This is a genomic window from Lysinibacillus sp. FSL P2-0066, assembly GCF_037969495.1.
GTDB classification, from domain to species: domain Bacteria; phylum Bacillota; class Bacilli; order Bacillales_A; family Planococcaceae; genus Lysinibacillus; species Lysinibacillus boronitolerans.
The window spans coordinates 840,170-858,774 of sequence record NZ_CP150202.1; the positions used below are offsets into that span (position 1 = coordinate 840,170).

19 protein-coding genes are annotated in these 18,605 nt (G+C 35.7%); 11 read left to right on the forward strand and 8 right to left on the reverse strand.

Annotated features, from left to right (window positions below):
• Positions 1-461: 461 nt before the first annotated feature.
• The 5 genes from MKZ14_RS03950 to MKZ14_RS03970 are packed head-to-tail and all read right to left on the reverse strand — an operon-like array spanning position 462 to position 4,791.
• Positions 462-1,535, reverse strand: a complete 1,074-nt coding sequence (locus MKZ14_RS03950) for an ABC transporter substrate-binding protein (protein WP_312125538.1) — start codon at positions 1,533-1,535, stop codon at positions 462-464.
• Positions 1,532-2,329 carry an ABC transporter permease gene (locus MKZ14_RS03955; protein ID WP_339280630.1) on the reverse strand — a complete coding sequence of 266 codons (798 nt, stop codon included), beginning with the start codon at positions 2,327-2,329 and terminating at the stop codon, positions 1,532-1,534. Before MKZ14_RS03955 ends, MKZ14_RS03950 begins: the two co-directional genes overlap by 4 nt.
• On the reverse strand, positions 2,326-3,135 hold the full coding sequence (locus tag MKZ14_RS03960) for an ABC transporter permease (RefSeq protein WP_004224672.1): 810 nt from the start codon (positions 3,133-3,135) through the stop codon (positions 2,326-2,328). The genes MKZ14_RS03955 and MKZ14_RS03960 overlap by 4 nt, the downstream gene beginning before the upstream one ends.
• Entirely contained in the window at positions 3,125-4,231 is a 1,107-nt protein-coding gene (locus MKZ14_RS03965; RefSeq protein WP_004224673.1) for an ABC transporter ATP-binding protein, read from the reverse strand. Before MKZ14_RS03965 ends, MKZ14_RS03960 begins: the two co-directional genes overlap by 11 nt.
• Positions 4,232-4,248: 17 nt before the next feature.
• A complete protein-coding gene (locus tag MKZ14_RS03970) occupies positions 4,249-4,791 on the reverse strand; it encodes an XRE family transcriptional regulator (protein WP_004224674.1) in 543 nt (180 codons plus the stop codon).
• A gap of 406 nt (positions 4,792-5,197) precedes the next feature.
• On the opposite strand from MKZ14_RS03970, the gene MKZ14_RS03975 reads away from it, so the two are divergent.
• From MKZ14_RS03975 to MKZ14_RS04010, 8 genes are all read left to right on the forward strand, one after another.
• On the forward strand, positions 5,198-5,740 hold the full coding sequence (locus MKZ14_RS03975) for a peroxiredoxin (RefSeq protein WP_004224676.1): 543 nt from the start codon (positions 5,198-5,200) through the stop codon (positions 5,738-5,740).
• Between the two features lie 145 nt (positions 5,741-5,885).
• Positions 5,886-6,341 (forward strand): redoxin domain-containing protein, encoded by a 456-nt coding sequence (locus tag MKZ14_RS03980; RefSeq protein ID WP_004224678.1) that lies wholly within the window; start codon positions 5,886-5,888, stop codon positions 6,339-6,341.
• A 141-nt stretch (positions 6,342-6,482) separates the two neighbouring features.
• Positions 6,483-7,145, forward strand: coding sequence for a TrkA family potassium uptake protein (locus tag MKZ14_RS03985; protein ID WP_004224679.1), 663 nt, complete (start codon positions 6,483-6,485; stop codon positions 7,143-7,145).
• Positions 7,146-7,151: 6 nt separating this feature from the next.
• Positions 7,152-7,631: a hypothetical protein gene (locus tag MKZ14_RS03990; protein ID WP_202342400.1), complete on the forward strand. Its 480-nt coding sequence runs from the start codon at positions 7,152-7,154 to the stop codon at positions 7,629-7,631.
• Positions 7,632-7,764: 133 nt separating this feature from the next.
• Positions 7,765-8,868, forward strand: coding sequence for a GNAT family N-acetyltransferase (locus tag MKZ14_RS03995; protein ID WP_339280631.1), 1,104 nt, complete (start codon positions 7,765-7,767; stop codon positions 8,866-8,868).
• 17 nt (positions 8,869-8,885) lie between these two features.
• Positions 8,886-9,032, forward strand: a complete 147-nt coding sequence (locus tag MKZ14_RS04000; RefSeq protein ID WP_175400735.1) for a hypothetical protein — start codon at positions 8,886-8,888, stop codon at positions 9,030-9,032.
• Positions 9,004-9,519 (forward strand): GNAT family N-acetyltransferase, encoded by a 516-nt coding sequence (locus tag MKZ14_RS04005; RefSeq protein WP_237899494.1) that lies wholly within the window; start codon positions 9,004-9,006, stop codon positions 9,517-9,519. Before MKZ14_RS04000 ends, MKZ14_RS04005 begins: the two co-directional genes overlap by 29 nt.
• A complete protein-coding gene (locus MKZ14_RS04010; protein ID WP_339280632.1) occupies positions 9,516-10,496 on the forward strand; it encodes a S66 peptidase family protein in 981 nt (326 codons plus the stop codon). Before MKZ14_RS04005 ends, MKZ14_RS04010 begins: the two co-directional genes overlap by 4 nt.
• A 37-nt stretch (positions 10,497-10,533) precedes the next feature.
• Here the strand turns inward: MKZ14_RS04010 and MKZ14_RS04015 are convergent, their stop codons facing one another.
• The 3 genes from MKZ14_RS04015 to MKZ14_RS04025 form a co-directional block, all read right to left on the reverse strand.
• Positions 10,534-11,076 (reverse strand): GNAT family protein, encoded by a 543-nt coding sequence (locus MKZ14_RS04015; protein ID WP_339280633.1) that lies wholly within the window; start codon positions 11,074-11,076, stop codon positions 10,534-10,536.
• A 96-nt stretch (positions 11,077-11,172) separates the two neighbouring features.
• The gene (locus MKZ14_RS04020) at positions 11,173-11,376 is read right to left on the reverse strand and encodes a hypothetical protein (protein ID WP_004224696.1); all 204 of its coding nucleotides are present in this window, start codon (positions 11,374-11,376) and stop codon (positions 11,173-11,175) included.
• A 176-nt stretch (positions 11,377-11,552) separates the two neighbouring features.
• Positions 11,553-12,815, reverse strand: coding sequence for a dicarboxylate/amino acid:cation symporter (locus tag MKZ14_RS04025; protein WP_048391960.1), 1,263 nt, complete (start codon positions 12,813-12,815; stop codon positions 11,553-11,555).
• Positions 12,816-13,210: 395 nt separating this feature from the next.
• Between MKZ14_RS04025 and MKZ14_RS04030 the strand changes: the two genes are divergently transcribed.
• The 3 genes from MKZ14_RS04030 to mprF all read left to right on the forward strand — a co-directional run bounded on the left by MKZ14_RS04030 (position 13,211) and on the right by mprF (position 18,480).
• The gene (locus MKZ14_RS04030) at positions 13,211-14,812 is read left to right on the forward strand and encodes a sensor histidine kinase (protein ID WP_054549826.1); all 1,602 of its coding nucleotides are present in this window, start codon (positions 13,211-13,213) and stop codon (positions 14,810-14,812) included.
• Positions 14,813-15,520: a response regulator gene (locus tag MKZ14_RS04035; protein ID WP_339280634.1), complete on the forward strand. Its 708-nt coding sequence runs from the start codon at positions 14,813-14,815 to the stop codon at positions 15,518-15,520. It abuts the gene before it with no gap.
• Between the two features lie 434 nt (positions 15,521-15,954).
• Positions 15,955-18,480, forward strand: a complete 2,526-nt coding sequence (gene mprF / locus MKZ14_RS04040) for a bifunctional lysylphosphatidylglycerol flippase/synthetase MprF (protein ID WP_339280635.1) — start codon at positions 15,955-15,957, stop codon at positions 18,478-18,480.
• Positions 18,481-18,605 lie beyond the last annotated feature (125 nt).

Sequence of the window (18,605 nt, forward strand, 5' to 3'; positions counted from 1 at the left end):
TATCATAAAGAATTATTGCTTGGCTAATAGTTAAGATTATAGAGTTGGTTCTATATTTAGAATGGTTTTCCACAAAAGGTTTCGTCAGGGCACCAAGAATTGTAAAATAATCCACTTTTGTAATAAGAATGGATGGACTTCGCTTGTGAAATTTGTGAGTTTGTCTGTAATGGCATAAAGTTTAACTATGTTCAGAAGTAATGAGTGAAGGTTATGTAATACTAAAAGTACATTTTTATGGCTTGCTTATTGATAAAACAATTTGTGCAGGATAGGTGACAAGTATCTATATGCGAGGTTTTTTCATAACAGAAGATGTGGGGAATCTTCAAATTCTAGTTAAATTATTTTCTAAATATAATAATACAAATAGTTGATGGATAATGTTCTTAATTTAATAGAAAGTTAGATAAGCAGAGAAAAAACTAGCGAATTGGTGTGAAACCAATTCGCTAGCTGAATTATCGAATACTCATTTTAAATTCTAAGAATAATTCATTGTATTTCCCTAAATAATCAGGTCCTAAATTTTTGTAGACCTCTAATGTGTCACGTTGTTCTTCAGAAGGATAGTAACGTTCGTCAGAAACAACTTCTTCGTCCATTAAGTCCATAGCTGCAATATTAGGTGTTGAGTAGCCTACAAAATCGGCATTTTGAGCACCAGATTCAGTACTTAGCATGAAGTTGATAAAGGCATGGGCACCATCAATATTTTTTGATGTTTTTGGGATGACCATATTATCAAACCATAAGTTTGAGCCTTCCTCAGGTACAGCAAAGTCTAGCTCTTCATTTTCATACATCATGTCAGCAGCTTGACCAGACCAAGTAAGGGCAACTGTTGCCTCATTATTGATCATTAACGGTGTAATTTCATCTCCAATGATCGCTTTTACATTTGGTGCGAGTGTGATTAATTTATCAGTAGCTTCGCGAAGTTCCTGATCATCTAGTGAATTCAGAGAATAGCCAAGACTGTTTAAGCCCATGCCAATGACTTCACGAGCACCATCTACTAAAAAGACTTTTCGTTTTAAAGAAGGGTCCCATAAATCGTCCCAAGAAGAGAAGTCTAAGTCACCAACTAGGCTTGGATTATAGACTATACCGACAGTTCCCCAAAAATAAGGGACAGAGTATTTATTGTTATCATCGAATGGTAAATCTAAAAAGTAAGGATCAATATTTTTTAAATTAGGGATTTTCGTTTTATCTAAAGGAATCAATAAATTTTCTTCCTTCATTTTTTCGATCATATACTCAGAAGGGACAGCAATATCATAAGCTGTTCCGCCTTGTTGAATCTTTGTCATCATAGCTTCATTGGAATCGAATGTTTCATAAATGACATGAATGCCTGTTTCTTTTTCAAATTCTTTTAACAAATCAGGATCAATATATTCTCCCCAGTTAAAGATGGTTAACGTATCTTTTCCACTTTTACCGCCACCTGCACTTAAGGCATCAGCCGCATAGAATAAAAGGGCTGAAACGACAAGGATGGCGATGGTTGCTTGAATTAGTGACTTCATCGTTGCCCCTCCATTCTTTTATTCGTACGACTTGTAATGAAATAATAACCAACAACAACTAAAACCGTAACAAAGAATACTAAACCAGAAATCGCATTCACCGTTAGAGAAATTCCTGCGCGGGCCATTGAATAAATTTCTACTGATAAAGTACTAAAGCCATTACCTGTTACAAAGAATGTCACGGCAAAATCATCTAATGAATACGTAAGGGCAAGGAAGAAGCCTGCAAAAATCCCTGGTTGAATATAAGGAAGAATGACACGCATCATAACGTCCTTTTTCGTTGCCCCTAAATCTAATGCTGCATCGATTAATGAGTTATTCATTTCTAGTAGCTTTGGTAAAACCATTAATACAACAATTGGTACACTAAATGCAACATGCGCTAATAAAACAGATGCAAAGCCCAGTTTAATACCTACCATTGTAAATAAAATTAAGAAGCTAGCCCCGATAATAACGTCTGGGCTGACGATTAAGACATTGTTTAAGGATAATAAAGTATTACGCATTTTAGAATCCTTAACCGTCACAATCCCAATTGCTCCCAGCGTACCAATAATAGTAGAAATGAGAGCAGAAAGTAATGCCACGATGACCGTATTTATTAATATAACAAGAAGACGTGAATCTTCAAAAACAGCTTGATAATGCTCCAAAGTAAAGGATTCAAAATTATTCATGGAGCCGCCACTATTAAACGAGTAAAAGATTAAATAGAAAATTGGAGCATAGAGAACGATAAAAACAATTGTTAAATAGACTTTGGCTGAAGCAGATAGTTTGTTCATCGTACGCCACCCCCTTTATCCTTTTGTCCCGTAATTAGCATGATAATCACCATGAATAAAATTAAGAATACAGCAATAGTGGAACCCATACCCCAATTTTGTGTCACAAGGAATTGCTGTTCAATCGCTGTGCCTAGAGTAATGACACGGTTCCCTGCAATTAAGCGAGTAATCATGAACAGGGATAGGGCAGGGATAAAGACGACTTGAATACCAGATTTAACGCCATCCATTGTCAATGGTAAAACAACACGACGGAAGGTTGTAAAAGCCGAAGCACCTAAATCACGTGCTGCATAAATGAGTGTTGGGTTTAAACGATCTAAAGAATTGAAGATCGGTAAAATCATAAATGGAATAAAGATATAGACCGACACAAAGACAAAGCTAATATCGGTAAAGAGCATTTGCTTTGGATCAAAGCCAAATACTTCGATAAATGCATTAATAGGCCCGTATAACCCAAAGATGCCGATAAAGGCATATGTTTTTAACAAAAGATTAATCCATGAAGGAATAATAATAAGTAGAAGCCAAAGTTGTTTATGCTTTGTCTTCGTTAAAAAATAAGCAGTTGGGTATGAAATTAATAGTGTAAAGAATGTAATTAAAAATGCATACCAAAACGAGCTCAAAGTCATCTTTAAGTAAACCGAAGAAAAGAACGCTTTGTAGTTATCGAGCGTAAAGTTGCCATGTAAATCAAGCAGGGAATAATAAACAACGAGTGCAATAGGCGCGATAACGAAAAAGGCAATCCATAACACATATGGAAATAACGCTGATTTCGATGTTTTAGTTTGCATCTTCATCGTCTCCATACGATTCTAATCGTTTATCAAACTCTTCCTCTGTTTCGTTTAAGCGCATTACGTGAATCGCCTCAGGATCAAAGTCTAAACCAATCTCAGTCCCTACTTCTGCTTTCTTCAATGAATGGACTAGCCACTCATTACCATCTTTATCATATGTGGATAATTCATAATGTACCCCTCGGAATAATTGTGTATCCACTTTTACCACAAGTTTGCCTTTATCAATTGTTGTCATTTCTAAATCTTCTGGTCGAATGACAATATCTATTTTTTCATTTGGCTTCATCCCTTGGTCAACACATTCAAAAACATTGCCAGCAAATTCAACCTTGAAATCCTCAATCATCACGCCAGGTACAATATTGGATTCACCAATAAAATCAGCAACAAAGCGGTTAATCGGTTCATCATAAATATCCACTGGTGTACCTGATTGCTGAATTTGGCCTTCACTTAAGACAAAAATTTCATCACTCATGGCAAGTGCTTCTTCCTGATCATGTGTAACAAAGACAAATGTTTTGCCAAGACGTTGCTGTAATTCACGTAGCTCATATTGCATTTCTGTACGTAGCTTTAAGTCTAAAGCTGAAAGTGGCTCATCCAGTAAAATTACTTCAGGGTCATTGACAATGGCACGTGCAATCGCGACACGTTGTCGTTGTCCACCAGACATTTCAGATATTTCGCGGTTACCATACCCTGCCAAATTGACAAACTTTAAGGCTTCAGCTACACGCTCTTTTATGTCCTTTTCAGGAAGCTTTTTAATACGTAGGCCAAATGCGACATTTTCAAACACATTTAAATGAGGGAACAGCGCATAATCCTGAAAAACAGTATTAACTTGACGTTCATTGGCAGGAACGGCATTAATCTTTTTATCATGGAAAAATACATTTCCTGTTGTAGGTTCCGTAAATCCTGCAATAATTCGTAAAATGGTTGTTTTACCACAACCTGATGGACCAAGGAGTGTATAAAATTTCCCTTTTTCAAGCTCCAAATTGATATTTTTTAAAACGACGGTGCCGTCACTATATGACTTTGAAACATTTTCAAAGCGGATAATTGAATTGGTTGTCATGGATGCGCCTCCTTAAGCTATAAATAAGAATCTGTTGCGACAAGTAAAATTTTTGTTTCATCATCATGTGCATTAAAAATCTGATGATGGTCTGTCGCGTCATAATAAAGTGCGTTACCTTCACTTGCGATATACTGTTCATTCCCTAAAACGAGACGAATACGCCCTTTAACCACATAAATAAATGTTTCAGAAAGTGAAGGCTCAAACTGTTTGAACTCGCCATCTGCCGCAAAGGTTAAGAAAATGGGTTCCATCTCTTTTTCATTCGAAGTAGGAATCAGCCATTGAATTTCATATTTTTTTTCTTCATCTGTATAGGTAGATTGATCTTCCTCTGTATAAACAACCTTTTGTTCAGGTGATTCATCATCAAAAAAGTCTTTGGGTCTTGACCCTAATACTTCTAATATTGAAAATAATGTTTCAATTGAAGGTGAGTTTAGATCCCGTTCTAATTGGGAAATATAACCTTTGCTTAAATCTGTACGTTCTCCAAGTTCCTCTTGGGTAAGACCTTTTTTTAAACGAAGCGCTTTAATTTTTGCTCCTATTTGCATCTTTTCCCTCCTAAGAGAAGTTTAGCAATGATAAACTTTTGAAATATGAAGTTTACTTTAACGAAACTTTTAGTTTACTAAAACCATTACAATTATACATAATAATAAAAAATTTGCAATCGTTTTTCGTGAAAAAAATAGCTATAAAAAGTTGTGAAAAGGGGTATAAATGAAAATGAGAAAAATTTTGAATAGTGTAGAATATTATTGTCAAAGATAGCTTGTAGATAGACAGTAGCAATAATTCCAGTTATGGATTTGACGAATTTTTGTCAATCCATTTCAATCATCCAAACGGGCGGAGTTTACTTGTTTGAAAAACTGCGGTTACTCTGCTATCGTAGAAGACGAGTTCGCTAGTGCGAATGGAATATATAAACTACATATTTATTCGGAGGGATTTATTATGGCAGAACGCATGGTAGGTAAACAAGCACCTGACTTTACAATGGAAGCAGTACTTTCAGACAAATCATTTGGTAAAGTATCATTAGAAGATATTAAAGCACAAGATAAATGGACAGTTCTTTTCTTCTATCCAATGGACTTTACATTTGTATGTCCAACTGAAATCACTGCAATGAGCGATCGTTATGACGAGTTCGAAGACTTAGATGCAGAAGTAATCGGTGTTTCTACTGACACAATCCATACACACTTAGCATGGATTAACACAGACCGTACGCAAAATGGTCTTGGTGAATTAAAATACCCATTAGCTGCTGATACAAACCATCAAGTATCTAAAGAATATGGTGTATTAATTGAAGAAGAAGGTATCGCATTACGTGGTTTATTCATCATCAACCCAGAAGGCGAATTAAAATACCAAACAGTATTTGATAACAACATCGGCCGTGATGTTGATGAAACACTACGTGTACTTCAAGCACTACAAACTGGTGGTCTTTGCCCAGCTAACTGGCGTCCAGGCCAAGCAACTCTATAATTTAAATAGAGGATTATGCGAAAAATTAAAAGTCCCCACGACAAGCTTGTGGGGACTTTTAACTGAATTTTTGTTTTGGGAAAGAGTTTTTTTACCCCGTTATCTAAATATTTGAAGACAAACGATCTTTTAGAGGAGGATTTTTATGAAACTTCGTGAACAAATGCCTGAATTAGTTGGCGCAACGACTTGGTTAAATGGTGAAGTAACTAAAGCAGAATTAGTAGGCAAAAAACCAACATTAATCCACTTCTGGTCAGTAAGCTGTCATTTATGTAAAGAAGCAATGCCAGATGTGAACAATTTCCGCGATCAATATAAAGATGAATTAAACGTTGTAGCAGTACATATGCCACGTTCTGAGGCAGATACTGATTTAGATACAATTAAAGCAGTAGCAGCAGAGCATGATATTGTACAACCAATCTTTGTAGACAGTGAAATGAAGCTAACAGATGCTTTTGAAAACCAATATGTTCCAGCATATTTTGTGTTCGATAAAGATGGACAGCTGCGTCATATGCAAGCTGGTGGTAGTGGTATGAAAATGCTAGAAAAGCGTGTAAATCGCGTTTTAGATGAGATGCGTAACGCTGAATAATAACGATATGTTGAAGACGGGGATTGAGATCCTCGTCTTTTTTGTTGTCCACCATTGACGAATTGGCTCTTGTTTTGACAATACATATCGCAGAGAATAGGCTACAATGGTGGTATAGTAGTTTTCGGAGGGATTTTTATGATGAAAAAAGAGTTTGCAGTCATAGGGCTTGGACGTTTTGGAGGTAGTATTGTTCGTGAATTAATGAGTCAGGGCGCACAGGTAATGGCAATTGATCATTCTTCAGAGCGTGTAGATGAGTTTGCTTCCATTGCGACACAAGCTGTTATTGCAGATTCAACCGATGAATCGGTGTTGAATTCATTAGGTATTCGTAATTTTGAGCACGTGATTGTAGCAATTGGGGAAGATATACAAGCAAGTATATTAACAACAATCATTTTGAAGGAAATTGGTGTTGAGCAAATTACAGTAAAAGCTCAAAACGATTACCATGAAAAGGTTTTACGTAAAATTGGCGCAGATTTTGTCGTCCATCCAGAGCGAGATATGGGTATTCGTATTGCTAATAATATGTTGTCGAATACTGTTCTAGATTATTTAGAGCTATCAGATGAACACTCCATTATGGAATTAAAGGCTAATGATGCGATTGCTGGCTATTCCATTATGGATTTAGATATTCGCGCTAAATATGGCATCAACATTGTAGGAATTAAACGTGGGGCTGATATTATCGTATCTCCACAGGCTAGTGACAAGATTTTATTAGGAGATATTATGCTTGTTATAGGCGCTGATGTTGATATAAATCGCTTTGTTAAAAAGGCCTTGAACGGGTAAGGGCAAATGACGAAACGCAGATGGAGACTTGTTATATTCGCTGGTATTTTATTAGTCGGTGCTTTTATTATGCAAAACAGAGAAAAAAGTGAAGATGAAGCAATTTCTCTTGTTCTAGATCATGCCACAGAAATTGACCACATTGAATTATTCCAAGGAGATCAATCACTATTTCGTGCTACAGGCGATGAAGCACAAGACTTTATTGAGAAATATCCTTTAAGTCATGTAAGGAAGCTTTCCAAAAAGGAAAGAACTATTTTTGAAGAAAAGCCTGTATATCATATCGTTTATAAAATGAAGGGTAAGCCTCTTTATGAGGTAGAAATATTAAAAGTGGCTATTAGTTCTGAACTTGATGAAGAGTTACAGCAAATGGTTTTTCGTGTGGATGATGCACAATATTTGGTTTATTGGGCAAAAGAGAAAAAGGTACTCGAACAATCGACCAACACGCAACGATTACTTGAACAATACGGGCAATAATGCAGGTAGTGATACAGCAATTCATGCTGGTCACTACTTTTTTATACTATTTTTAAGAAAAAATTGGAAAAAAGATTTGATTTCATCGTGAGAGTTAGATTAAACTTTGACATAAAGAAGGGGGCTAGTTGTTATGAAAATCATGTCAACTAATTGTGTAATCGAACAATTACAACCAGAGCATTTTACAGATATACAAAAACTCTACTCTAATAAACAAGTTCGAACTTATCTCGGTGGTGTTCCATCAAACAGCTATATAGAAGCATCTTTTAAAGGCATGCTAGAAGCGCCATTCCCTAATACATATTTATATATCACCTTAAAGGAGACAGGTGAATTTATAGGTCTTGTCTCGATCGATGAATACCATGATAAGGAGTTATATGAGCTTTCCTATCAATTTTTACCTCAGTTTTGGGGGAGGGGGTTAGCTTTTGAAGTGCTAACGCAGGTAATTCAGGATGGTTTAAATTATCTGAATATAGAATCTATTGTGGCGGAAACACAAACAGCGAACAAGGCATCATGTCGCTTGCTCGAAAAATTAGGAATGAAGAATGTACAGGTGTTAGAAAGATTTGGGCAGGAACAAGCTGTCTATGAATTAAGTAAAAATAATGAACCGATAAGACAAATCATTGCCCTATCAGGTGGTGGGTTTTCTCAGCAGAACCCTTCATTTATCGATGAGTACATTTTACGACAAACTCAGAAAAATGAACGAGTTAAAATTTGTTTTATTCCCACAGCAAGTAATGATGCACAAGGGTATATCGAGAAGTTTTATGCAGCATTCCATCATTGTGATGCAACCCATATCTTGCAAAAAGATATGCGTGATAGAAGCATTCGAGAAAAATTATTAGCGCAGCATATTATCTATGTGGGTGGTGGGAATACAGGCTATCTTCTTGAAAAGTGGCGAGAATATGGTTTTGATGAATTGTTAAAGGAAGCTTATCAAAAAGGGATTATATTAGCTGGCATCAGTGCTGGGGCAATGTGCTGGTTTGAAAAATGCTATAGTGAAAATACATATGATGATTTTGAGGAATGGAATGGCTTAGGGCTATTATCAGGTACCTATTGTCCCCATTATAATGATCAAGAGAGAAGGAGGGCATTTGATCGCTGGATAAAAAATCATCCCACATTACAAGAATACGCACTCATAGATACTGAGACACTCCATTTTAGGAATGAAAAGTTAGTAGCTAAAATTCAAACCTACTAGAAGGGACGAAGAAAAGTATGAGAATTCCAGCAAAATTAACACTGGGTGATGAGATACTTTGGTGGCAAGGTCCATATAAATACAAAAGAATTGAGGATTCAGGTGACTATATTTTAGAAGGAGAGCGTGTTCAACATGATCATACGAGAAGCAACCCGACATGACAGTGAACGAATTATAGCTGTTATGGCAAATGCAGAGGCATCAAATTTTATGTTATTTGGACCAGGTGAGCGCAATTTAGCACCTAAGCCATTTGGGGAGTATATAGACAAGCTATATCATAGTCACCACTCAGCTTTGTTCATAGCTGAAATGGATGAGCAGGTTGTGGCGTACTTAATTGTACAAGGCAATGAGCCGTCAAGAATTGCTCACCGTGCTTATCTTGTCATAGGCATACATAGTGACTATAGAGGAAGAAAAATTGGAACAGCTTTATTTCAACACGTAGAAAATTGGGCAATAGTGAATGGTGTACATCGTCTAGAATTAACCGTCATGGAAAATAATGAGGCTGGTGTTGCTTTGTATAAGAAAATGGGCTTTGATATTGAAGGAACGAAGCGGGCTTCGCTGTATGTAGATGGACAATATATTAATGAATACTACATGTCAAAACTATTGATTGGGAAAGGAACTACCGTATGACTTCAAAAATAAACATCGGCATTTATTCCCCGTCCTCCCCAGCAACGGTGACGGCTTTGGAACGATATGAACGTGCTAAAGCATTTCTCGAGAATAAAAATTTTCAAATCGTGACAGGTTCTCTAACTGGTAAAACTGATTATTATCGTTCAGGTTCGCCAAAAGAAAGAGCAGAAGAATTGAATGAGTTATTACGTAATCCAAATGTGGATATGATTATGTCTACGATAGGGGGCACCAATGCCAATAGTATGCTACCTTATATTGATTATGAGGCTTTTCGTCAAAATCCCAAATTGGTCGTAGGTTATTCAGATGCAACGGCCGTTCTACTGGCACTTTATGCAAAGACGGGAATCTCAACTTTTTATGGTCCAGCCCTCGTACCTTCCTTTGGCGAGTTTGAACCATTGGTAAATGATACCTTCAAATTTTTTGAGCATTATTTCTTTAAGCCTCAAGCATTACCATACGAAATTCCAATGCCTTCTTATTGGTCGGATGAACCTGTTAATTGGCTAGAGAAGACAGTGGATAAAAAACTTAAGAAGAATGAATGGTTAGTGATTCAGGGTGGGGTTGCTGAAGGAAGGTTAATTGGCGGGAATGCCAATGCCATGTATGGATTTATTGGTACGCCGTATTTCCCTAAAATTGTGGAAGGTGATATTTTATTAGTGGAGGACTGCTTAAAAAATGCTGCTGTAGTTGAAAAGAATTTTGCAATGCTAAAATTGCATGGTGTCTTTAACAAAGTTAGTGGGATTATTTTGGGGAAACATGAATGCTACGATGACTTAGGAACGGGTCGACAGCCATATCATATTCTACTTGAACAGTTGGATGGAATAAAGATTCCTATATTAGCAGAGGTGGATATTTGTCATACACATCCTATGCATCCAATTGCGATAGGCAAACGAGTAAGGGTAGATGCCACAGCTAAGAAGATATACTGTTTGGAAAGATGGTTGTAATGATAAAGCCTTGCAAATCGTAGCAAGGCTTTATTTTCTAGAGGTTCCTATAATCATCATCAGTGATAGCGTACATTTTTACATTTTGGTATTGTCCCTTAACAAGCATACTTTTCCGTAATAACCCTTCAAACTGCATACCTGACTTCTCCATAACCTTTTGTGAGCCAATGTTTTCTTCAAAGCATCGTGCTTGGATACGTACTAAATCTAATTCATTAAAACCGAAGTCAATGAGTTTTTTCGTTGCTTCTGTTGTAAACCCCTTATTCCAAAAATCCTCAGAAAGCACATAGCCAATTTCCGCGTATTTATGGGTGTCATTAATCGTCACAAAATCAATCGTTCCAATAATTGTGCCTGCATATTCAATACCCCATAACATCAAATTGCCTTGCTGATAGCCATTAAAAATTAATGCCATAAAAGCCTTTGTATCCTCTAAGCTCGTGTGTGATTGCCATGTCACATAACGCGCCACATTTTCACTGGAAGAGTAGTCGTACATTGCTTCTAAATCCCCATGTGTAATAGGTCTCAATAGTAACCTTTCCGTTTTCATAATTGGTATTTTACTCATGATTTACCCCCTTTAACAAATAGTATATAAAAAAGTCGACCCATAATTATGAATTAGGTCGACTTTTTATATTTATTCATTTTTGCAGCGATCACATTAAGGATAGCGCTTATCTGTTGCAGAGGAATCCTTAGTTTTGGTTTTATGTTGTTCATCTTTCACTTTTTCATTCAATTCTTCGACAGGTATTGGATCTACTGTTTTCATGTCCTCGTGTTTATCAAAAATGCTTTCTTTATCTGTATCCAATACATCAGGGTTATTCGTATTACGTGTTTTTGCCTGTTTTTTATCATTCATTCACTATCACCTCTTACTATTAACTTTCACTTTTTTACTAGAGTGTAAACATTTTATTTTGGGTGATAGTGTAAGCTAATTGTTTGTTGTCAGCGTCAATCCATAAGGACATAGCTTTTACTCGAATGATAATGAGTATAGTGAAACAGAGATGGCTATCATTTCTACCATTTTTGTTAGGAAGATATAGTGGTCTTTCCCTGAAGTGCACGTTCTTCCATAGCTGTGTCAAACTCTTTTTCAGATTTTGACACGACAACACAAGCTACGCCATTACCAATTAAATTTGTAACAGCTCGAGCCTCAGACATAAAGCGATCTACACCGATTAACAGCGCTATTCCTTCCACTGGTATCATTGGGAAGGCAGCCAAAGTTGCTGCTAATGTAATAAATCCTGAGCCTGTTACACCTGCTGCACCTTTAGAAGTAATCATTAAAATTCCGAGCAGTGTAATGATTTGAATCCAAGTTAGTTCCATTCCATATGCTTGTGCGATAAACAATGCAGCCATGGACAGGTAGATGGAAGTCCCATCTAGATTGAAGGAGTACCCTGTAGGAACGACTAAACCTACAACCTGCTTCGAGCAACCATAGTTCTCAAGCTTTCGCATCATAGATGGCAGAGCTGATTCAGAAGAGGAAGTCCCGATTACTAAGAAAATCTCATCTTTGATATAAGCGATAAATTTAAAGATGTTGAATCCAAAGAACTTTGCAATGGCACCTAAAATAAAGACAACAAATAAAAACATTGTTATATATACGGCAGCCATTAATAAACCTAGATTACCTAAAGATTTTAAACCAAAATTTCCAATTGTATAGGCCATTGCACCAAAAGCTCCGATTGGTGATATTTTCATAACCATACTGACAATCTTGAAGAATATCTCTGCTACTTGCTCAAAGAATGTGATGACTGGTTTTGCGGGTGCACCGATTGAGGCAGCTGCTAAGCCAAATAAAACAGCAGAGAATAGGACTGGTAATAATTGACCAGTTGCCAATGCACCAACTACATTTTCTGGAATAATACTAGAAATGAAGGCACCCAAGCCTTGCTCAGATTCAGCTGCAGCAGTTGTATATTTTGAAATATCAGCATCAGATGCACCTGATGTATCCAAGCCCGTACCAGGACTTACGATTAAAGCAACAGCAATTCCGATTGCTAATGCAATTGTGGAAACTATTTCGAAGTAAAGCAATGCCTTACCTCCGATTTTCCCGACCTTTTTCATATCTCCCATACTGCCGATTCCAATAACAACTGTTAGGAAAATAATAGGAGCAATTAACATTTTAATTAATTTGATGAATAAATCTGCTAAGATTTTCAAGCTGGCACCGAACTCGGGGAAAATGGCTCCGACAATAATCCCAAGTATGATAGCCACTATAACCTGAACAGTCAAATTTTTCAGTAACTTCATTTTTTGCTACCTCTTTTCTAAATTTTCTCTTTGATATCGCTTTCACTAAAAGTATCATAGCGAATATTTCTTTAAAAAAGAGATTTAGAAAATAAGAAACATATCGTTCATTAAGTACATTTACTTACATTTACATATAAATATAGTAATATCAATAACTATCTCTGTTATGGTACGCTATAATTAATTAATTATTGTTATAATACAAAAACATAGAGTGATAATTAAGTTCTTTTTAAATTATCAGTTTATAATATTGTTCATTAAATTCAATATTTTCTGCTACTTATATCGACTAAATATGTTGTCAAAAGATTTTTTTGCAGATAATCTTAAAACTAAATATGTGTGCCACTGATTATGAGAATGCAAATTTGAAAGGAAGGAATTTTTTAATGATGAAAATGCCTGTGAACGGCAAAATACTGTTAGTGACATTTTTAATCATTGCACTCTCCTTTTTACTAGGTGGTATTTTTTTACTCGGTAACCTATTATCTGAACAGGAAAAAGATTTTGGACAGCGAGCAATGCTTGTGGCAAGAACTGTATCAAATGTACCAGAGCTTAGTGTACATCTGGAAAATGCCAATATAAAAGAATCTGCAAAAAATATTAATAAAATTGTAGATGGCATTAGAGTGATTCATAAGGCCGAGTATATTGTTGTAATGAATATGGAGCGTATTAAACTATCACACCCAGTAAGTAAGGAAATAGGAAAACGCAGTGAGTCGCAGGATTTAAACGCCGCATTTAGTGAACATTATTATGTATCAAAGGCACGTGGAGAATCGGGTGTTATGATACGGGCTTTCGTGCCAATTATTAATGATAAAAGGGAACAAGTGGGCATTGTAGTCGTTGGCTATTCATTACCAGATTTTCTGGAAATGTTACAAAGTTATGAGCGAGAAATTATGATAACTATTGTTATATCACTGATTTTCAGTATTTTCGGTGCCTATACACTAGGACGACATATAAAAAAACAAATGTTTGGGCTTGAACCTCATGAAATTGCAAAAATGTATGTGGAAAGAACAGAAACCTTTAATGCCATGCATGAGGGAATAATAGCGGTAGATAAGGAAATGAATATCACCATTTTTAATGAAAAAGCGGCCGATATTTTAGGTGTTACTAGGAAAATAGAGGACTGTATTGGACAAAAGATTTATGACGTTTTGCCTGATACCCGTCTGCCTGAAATTGTTGAAACAGCAACACCTGTTTATGATCAAGAGCTTTACATTAATCATCATAGTATCTTAAGTAATCGTGTACCTATTATTGTGAATGGAGAGCTAGTTGGTGCAGTTGCTATGTTTAAAGATTTAACAGCTGTGAAAAAGCTTGCGGAGGAAGTAACAGGTGTAAAGGCCTTTGTTCAAGCATTACGTGTACAAACCCATGAGCATAAAAATAAGATTCATACGATTGCGGGACTACTGCAATTGGGACATACAAAGCAAGCACTTGAATATGTTACTGTTACTACTGAAAATGAAGCCTCATTGACGAAGTTTTTAAATGAACGCTTTCATAATGAAAATATTTCAGGTTTGTTATTAAGTAAAGTAAGTTATGGAAAAGAACTGGGTATCGAGGTTGAAATTGATCGGAAAAGTCATTTTAAACGCTTTCCACCTCTATTAGATCATCATGATTTTGTTGTGTTGTTTGGCAATTTAATTGAAAATGCTTTTGAGGCATTAAATGTACTTTCTAAGGAAGATAAATATGTAGCCATCTCTGTAGACGAGCATGATGGCGTCTTAGCGATTGCAGTTACCGATAACGGGATTGGCATGACCAAAGAGGTGCAGGAGCGTATGTTTGAAAATGGATTTTCGTCAAAGGCTAGTGAAAATCGAGGCATTGGCTTGCATTTAGTCTATGAAATTGTAAGAAAAGGCAATGGAGATATTGAAGTAACAAGTGAATTTATGAAAGGAACAAGTTTCTTAATTTTATTTGAGTTAGGAGAAGTATAGATGGATGTAATAAATGTCTTATTGATTGAAGATGATCCAATGGTACGAGAAGTGAACAGACAATTTATTGAACAAATCAAAGGTTTTTCATTAGTTGGCTATGCTAGCAATGGAATTGAGGGAATTCAAAAAATTAAACAATTAACCCCAGAGCTTGTCTTTATGGACATTTTTATGCCAGAGCAGGATGGCATTATTACGTTAGGGAAAATACGAGAAGAGCATCTTCATGTTGATGTTATTGCTGTAACAGCTGCGAATGATATGCCCACTGTGCAGCGAATATTACACTTAGGTGTCTATGATTATATTATGAAGCCCTTTACGTTTGAGCGGATTGAGCAGACTTTAAAAAATTATCAAAGCTATAGAAGGAAAATAAGCGGCATGCAAGATTTAACTCAGCATGATGTCGATCATTTAATGCAACAACGTCTTCCTGAACAAATTGTAGTAGAAACAACAGGAATGGACGCCATTCTTATAGAAGAACTCCCAAAAGGGTTTAATCGAGCTACCTTAGATAAGGTACTTGCATATATAAAAAAAAGTGGTGAGGCAGTATCAGCAGAAGAGGTATCAACTTATATAGGTACAGCACGTGTAACAGCTAGACGCTATCTAGACTTTTTAGAAAAGCAGAAGCTATTAAAAGTAGATATACAATATGGAAACGTAGGACGTCCTATTCATCGTTATTATATTTAATGATTAGTTATATGTACTGATACAAGATAGAGCCAATTTAGGAGGCGTTCTAAAAGCTTTATTATAAAGGAGAGCAAGAAGCCCGATCTCCCCATACATATAAGGTAGCATGTAAATTCGAATAGTAAGGAGTAGGGATGAGTTTTCAAATCCAGATATGCTTGTAAAATTGTTAACTTTATTGAATATGGACATTTTTATTTCTCTACTGAATAGGGGAAATGAAAATGTCTTTTTTAAGGCGATGTAGTAGGAGTAGGCAGATAAGCAAAATTGTTCGGTTGTTTGTGAATAGTATGAATAGGAGTACTTTACTTTGACAATACATATAGCAAAGAATACGTTACAATATGGAAATAGTCCGTTACCTAAAAAAATAAAATGATTTAGGTAATAAAAGTTCTAATTTAGCTCATAGGAAGTAGGTTAGGCATATGTTTAACGTCCGAAAAGAGACACTATTGAAATTTTTGAAGATTCTATTTCCAATATTACTTTTGGTGGTAGCTATTTATGAAATCCAACAATCAGTGAGTGGGATAGATGTTCATTTACTACGAAAAGAAGTGAATGAGCTTCAGCTATGGGAGCTTTTATTGATTTTTCTAATCACTTTTTTCGCAATTACACCAATGATTTTTTACGATGTTATTTTAGCAAATATATTAGGTATCAACATCAATAGACGTAATTTGCTCAATCATTCATTTATCGTAAATACCTTTTCAAACCTTATTGGCTTTGGAGGGTTAGTTGGTATATTCTTACGTGATTACTTTTATTCCAAATATAAAGAAGATAAGGAAGGCATGATCAGAAGTATTGCTTCGGTCACCCTGTTCTATTTAACAGGGATTTCTTTGTTAACGTGGAATATGTATATATTCTTTTGGGATTTCCCAATGCTAAAAGAAGAACGGTGGTTATCGATTGCAGTTGTTCTTGTCAGCCTATATGTACCAGCTTTTTGGGCGATGTATATGATTCGATATAAAAAGGAAAGTTCTTTAAAACCAAAAATATCACTTCAATTGATGGCCACTTCAATAGCTGAGTGGCTTGCTGTATTTTTCGTAATTTGGGCTTTAACGTTTATTTTGAAGATTCCAATAGAATTATCCGCATTAATTCCTATATTTTTAATTGCTTCTAGTGCAGGAATAGTCAGTATGATACCTGGCGGAGTTGGCTCTTTTGATCTCGTTTTTTTGTGGGGAACACAAAGTATAGGAATTGCTGATGAAAAAGTGTTGTTTCTATTAATTTTGTACCGTATTGGCTATTTTGTTCTACCATTTTTGGTTTCCGTATTCTTATTTATTAAAGAATATTGGATGCGGTGGAATCAATCTTGGGATGACTTACCTAATATTATTTTTCAGAAACTAAGCCATTTGCTATTAACAATATTGGTGTTTATTTCTGGCATTATTTTATTGCTATCTGCAGCAATGCCAGGGGTGCTAAGTCGTCTAAAAATTGCTCAGGAATTTTTATCCTCACCAATAATGAATGTCTCACACCAAATGACGGTAGCGGCGGGCTTTATCCTCTTAGGGTTATGTAGGGGGATAAAATATAAAGTAAAAAGGGCATATCAGCTCGCAATAGTAGTGCTAAGTAGTTCGGCGATATTTTCTATTTTTAAAGGTCTTGATTATGAGGAAGCTATTTTTTTAGTAATTGTCACAGTGTTATTAATGGTATCCAAAAAGCAGTTTTATCGAGAAAGTTATGTTTTGACATGGGGAATTGTCATACTTGACCTTGCGATAGTAACAGTTATTACAGCTATGTATGTGATGATTGGTTATGTCAATTTACCCTCTGCCAAAATTCATTTTCCTAGTGCCCTACAGGACTATATTATAACCGATTATCACGACCTCTTTTATAGTGCTGTCATCGGTATTCTTATCGCCATTGTTATTTTTTATATAGGTTATTTTATACGTACACCTAAGAAAATGGTAAATCTTTTATCTATTGAGCATGAGGAAGCTATTAAAAATCATTTGATGACCTATAAGGGAACGGAGTATTCACATCTGATTTTTTTACATGATAAATTTGTACATTGGAATGAAAAAGGAACTGTTTTATTCTCTTATCAAATTTATGCAGATAAAATTATCGTTCTTGGAGATCCAGTTGGAAATGAATCTGATTTTTTATCTGCTATCCAAGAATTTTTAGAATTGGCAGATCGGCATGGTTATACACCTGTCTTTTATGAGATAAACAATAAAATTTTCTCTGCATTACATGAGAATGGATATAGTTTCTTTAAGCTTGGTGAGGAGGCATTTGTAGATCTAGAGAAATTTACACTCACAGGTAAAGAAATGAAGGGAAGTCGAGCGATAAAAAATAAGTTTGAACGAGAAAATTATATAGTAGAAATACTGAGTCCTCCTTATTCTCAGGAAGTCATGAAGGAATTGAAAGAGGTATCAACAAAATGGTTGCAGGGAAGAGCAGAGAAAGGTTTTTCGCTGGGTTTTTTTGATGAACATTATTTAAGCACTTCAAATATTGCCGTTTTACGTGGCGCACAAGGAACGTTTGGCTTTGCTAGTATTATGCCGATGTATGATCGAGGCGAAAGAGTTTCTGTGGATCTTATGAGGTTTAAGCCTGGTTCGCCATCTGGAACAATGGATTTCATTTTCCTATCATTATTTGAATGGGCAAAATCGGAAGGCTATCGTGTCTTTAACATGGGGATGTCGCCTTTATCCAATGTCGGACAGTCTAGATATTCTTTTTTAAGTGAAAAAATAGCTGCACAAATCTTTCTACATGGGCAGCATTTCTATCATTTTAAAGGATTAAAAAACTTTAAGCTAAAATATGCGGATTTTTGGGTACCAAAGTATGTAGCGTATCGGAAGAAATCCTCATTACCGTTCACAATGGCACAAATTACGTTGTTAATCGGGCAAAAGAGGAAAAAGTAAGTATTTAAACTTTTAAATAATGATAATCCAGGTGCTGCATGAAGCAAGATGTGAAAGCACAAGAAATTATTCTTAAGACATGAATAAAGACGACAAAGCCCTACATAAAGTAGGGCTTTTTTAGC

Coding starts and splice junctions, on each gene's coding strand:
- MKZ14_RS03950 (WP_312125538.1), bottom strand. CDS start 1,535: ATGAAGTCACTAATTCAAGCAACCATCGCCATCCTTGTCGTTTCAGCC.
- MKZ14_RS03955 (WP_339280630.1), bottom strand. CDS start 2,329: ATGAACAAACTATCTGCTTCAGCCAAAGTCTATTTAACAATTGTTTTT.
- MKZ14_RS03960 (WP_004224672.1), bottom strand. CDS start 3,135: ATGCAAACTAAAACATCGAAATCAGCGTTATTTCCATATGTGTTATGG.
- MKZ14_RS03965 (WP_004224673.1), bottom strand. CDS start 4,231: ATGACAACCAATTCAATTATCCGCTTTGAAAATGTTTCAAAGTCATAT.
- MKZ14_RS03970 (WP_004224674.1), bottom strand. CDS start 4,791: ATGCAAATAGGAGCAAAAATTAAAGCGCTTCGTTTAAAAAAAGGTCTT.
- MKZ14_RS03975 (WP_004224676.1), top strand. CDS start 5,198: ATGGCAGAACGCATGGTAGGTAAACAAGCACCTGACTTTACAATGGAA.
- MKZ14_RS03980 (WP_004224678.1), top strand. CDS start 5,886: ATGAAACTTCGTGAACAAATGCCTGAATTAGTTGGCGCAACGACTTGG.
- MKZ14_RS03985 (WP_004224679.1), top strand. CDS start 6,483: ATGAAAAAAGAGTTTGCAGTCATAGGGCTTGGACGTTTTGGAGGTAGT.
- MKZ14_RS03990 (WP_202342400.1), top strand. CDS start 7,152: ATGACGAAACGCAGATGGAGACTTGTTATATTCGCTGGTATTTTATTA.
- MKZ14_RS03995 (WP_339280631.1), top strand. CDS start 7,765: ATGAAAATCATGTCAACTAATTGTGTAATCGAACAATTACAACCAGAG.
- MKZ14_RS04000 (WP_175400735.1), top strand. CDS start 8,886: ATGAGAATTCCAGCAAAATTAACACTGGGTGATGAGATACTTTGGTGG.
- MKZ14_RS04005 (WP_237899494.1), top strand. CDS start 9,004: ATGATCATACGAGAAGCAACCCGACATGACAGTGAACGAATTATAGCT.
- MKZ14_RS04010 (WP_339280632.1), top strand. CDS start 9,516: ATGACTTCAAAAATAAACATCGGCATTTATTCCCCGTCCTCCCCAGCA.
- MKZ14_RS04015 (WP_339280633.1), bottom strand. CDS start 11,076: ATGAGTAAAATACCAATTATGAAAACGGAAAGGTTACTATTGAGACCT.
- MKZ14_RS04020 (WP_004224696.1), bottom strand. CDS start 11,376: ATGAATGATAAAAAACAGGCAAAAACACGTAATACGAATAACCCTGAT.
- MKZ14_RS04025 (WP_048391960.1), bottom strand. CDS start 12,815: ATGAAGTTACTGAAAAATTTGACTGTTCAGGTTATAGTGGCTATCATA.
- MKZ14_RS04030 (WP_054549826.1), top strand. CDS start 13,211: ATGATGAAAATGCCTGTGAACGGCAAAATACTGTTAGTGACATTTTTA.
- MKZ14_RS04035 (WP_339280634.1), top strand. CDS start 14,813: ATGGATGTAATAAATGTCTTATTGATTGAAGATGATCCAATGGTACGA.
- mprF (WP_339280635.1), top strand. CDS start 15,955: ATGTTTAACGTCCGAAAAGAGACACTATTGAAATTTTTGAAGATTCTA.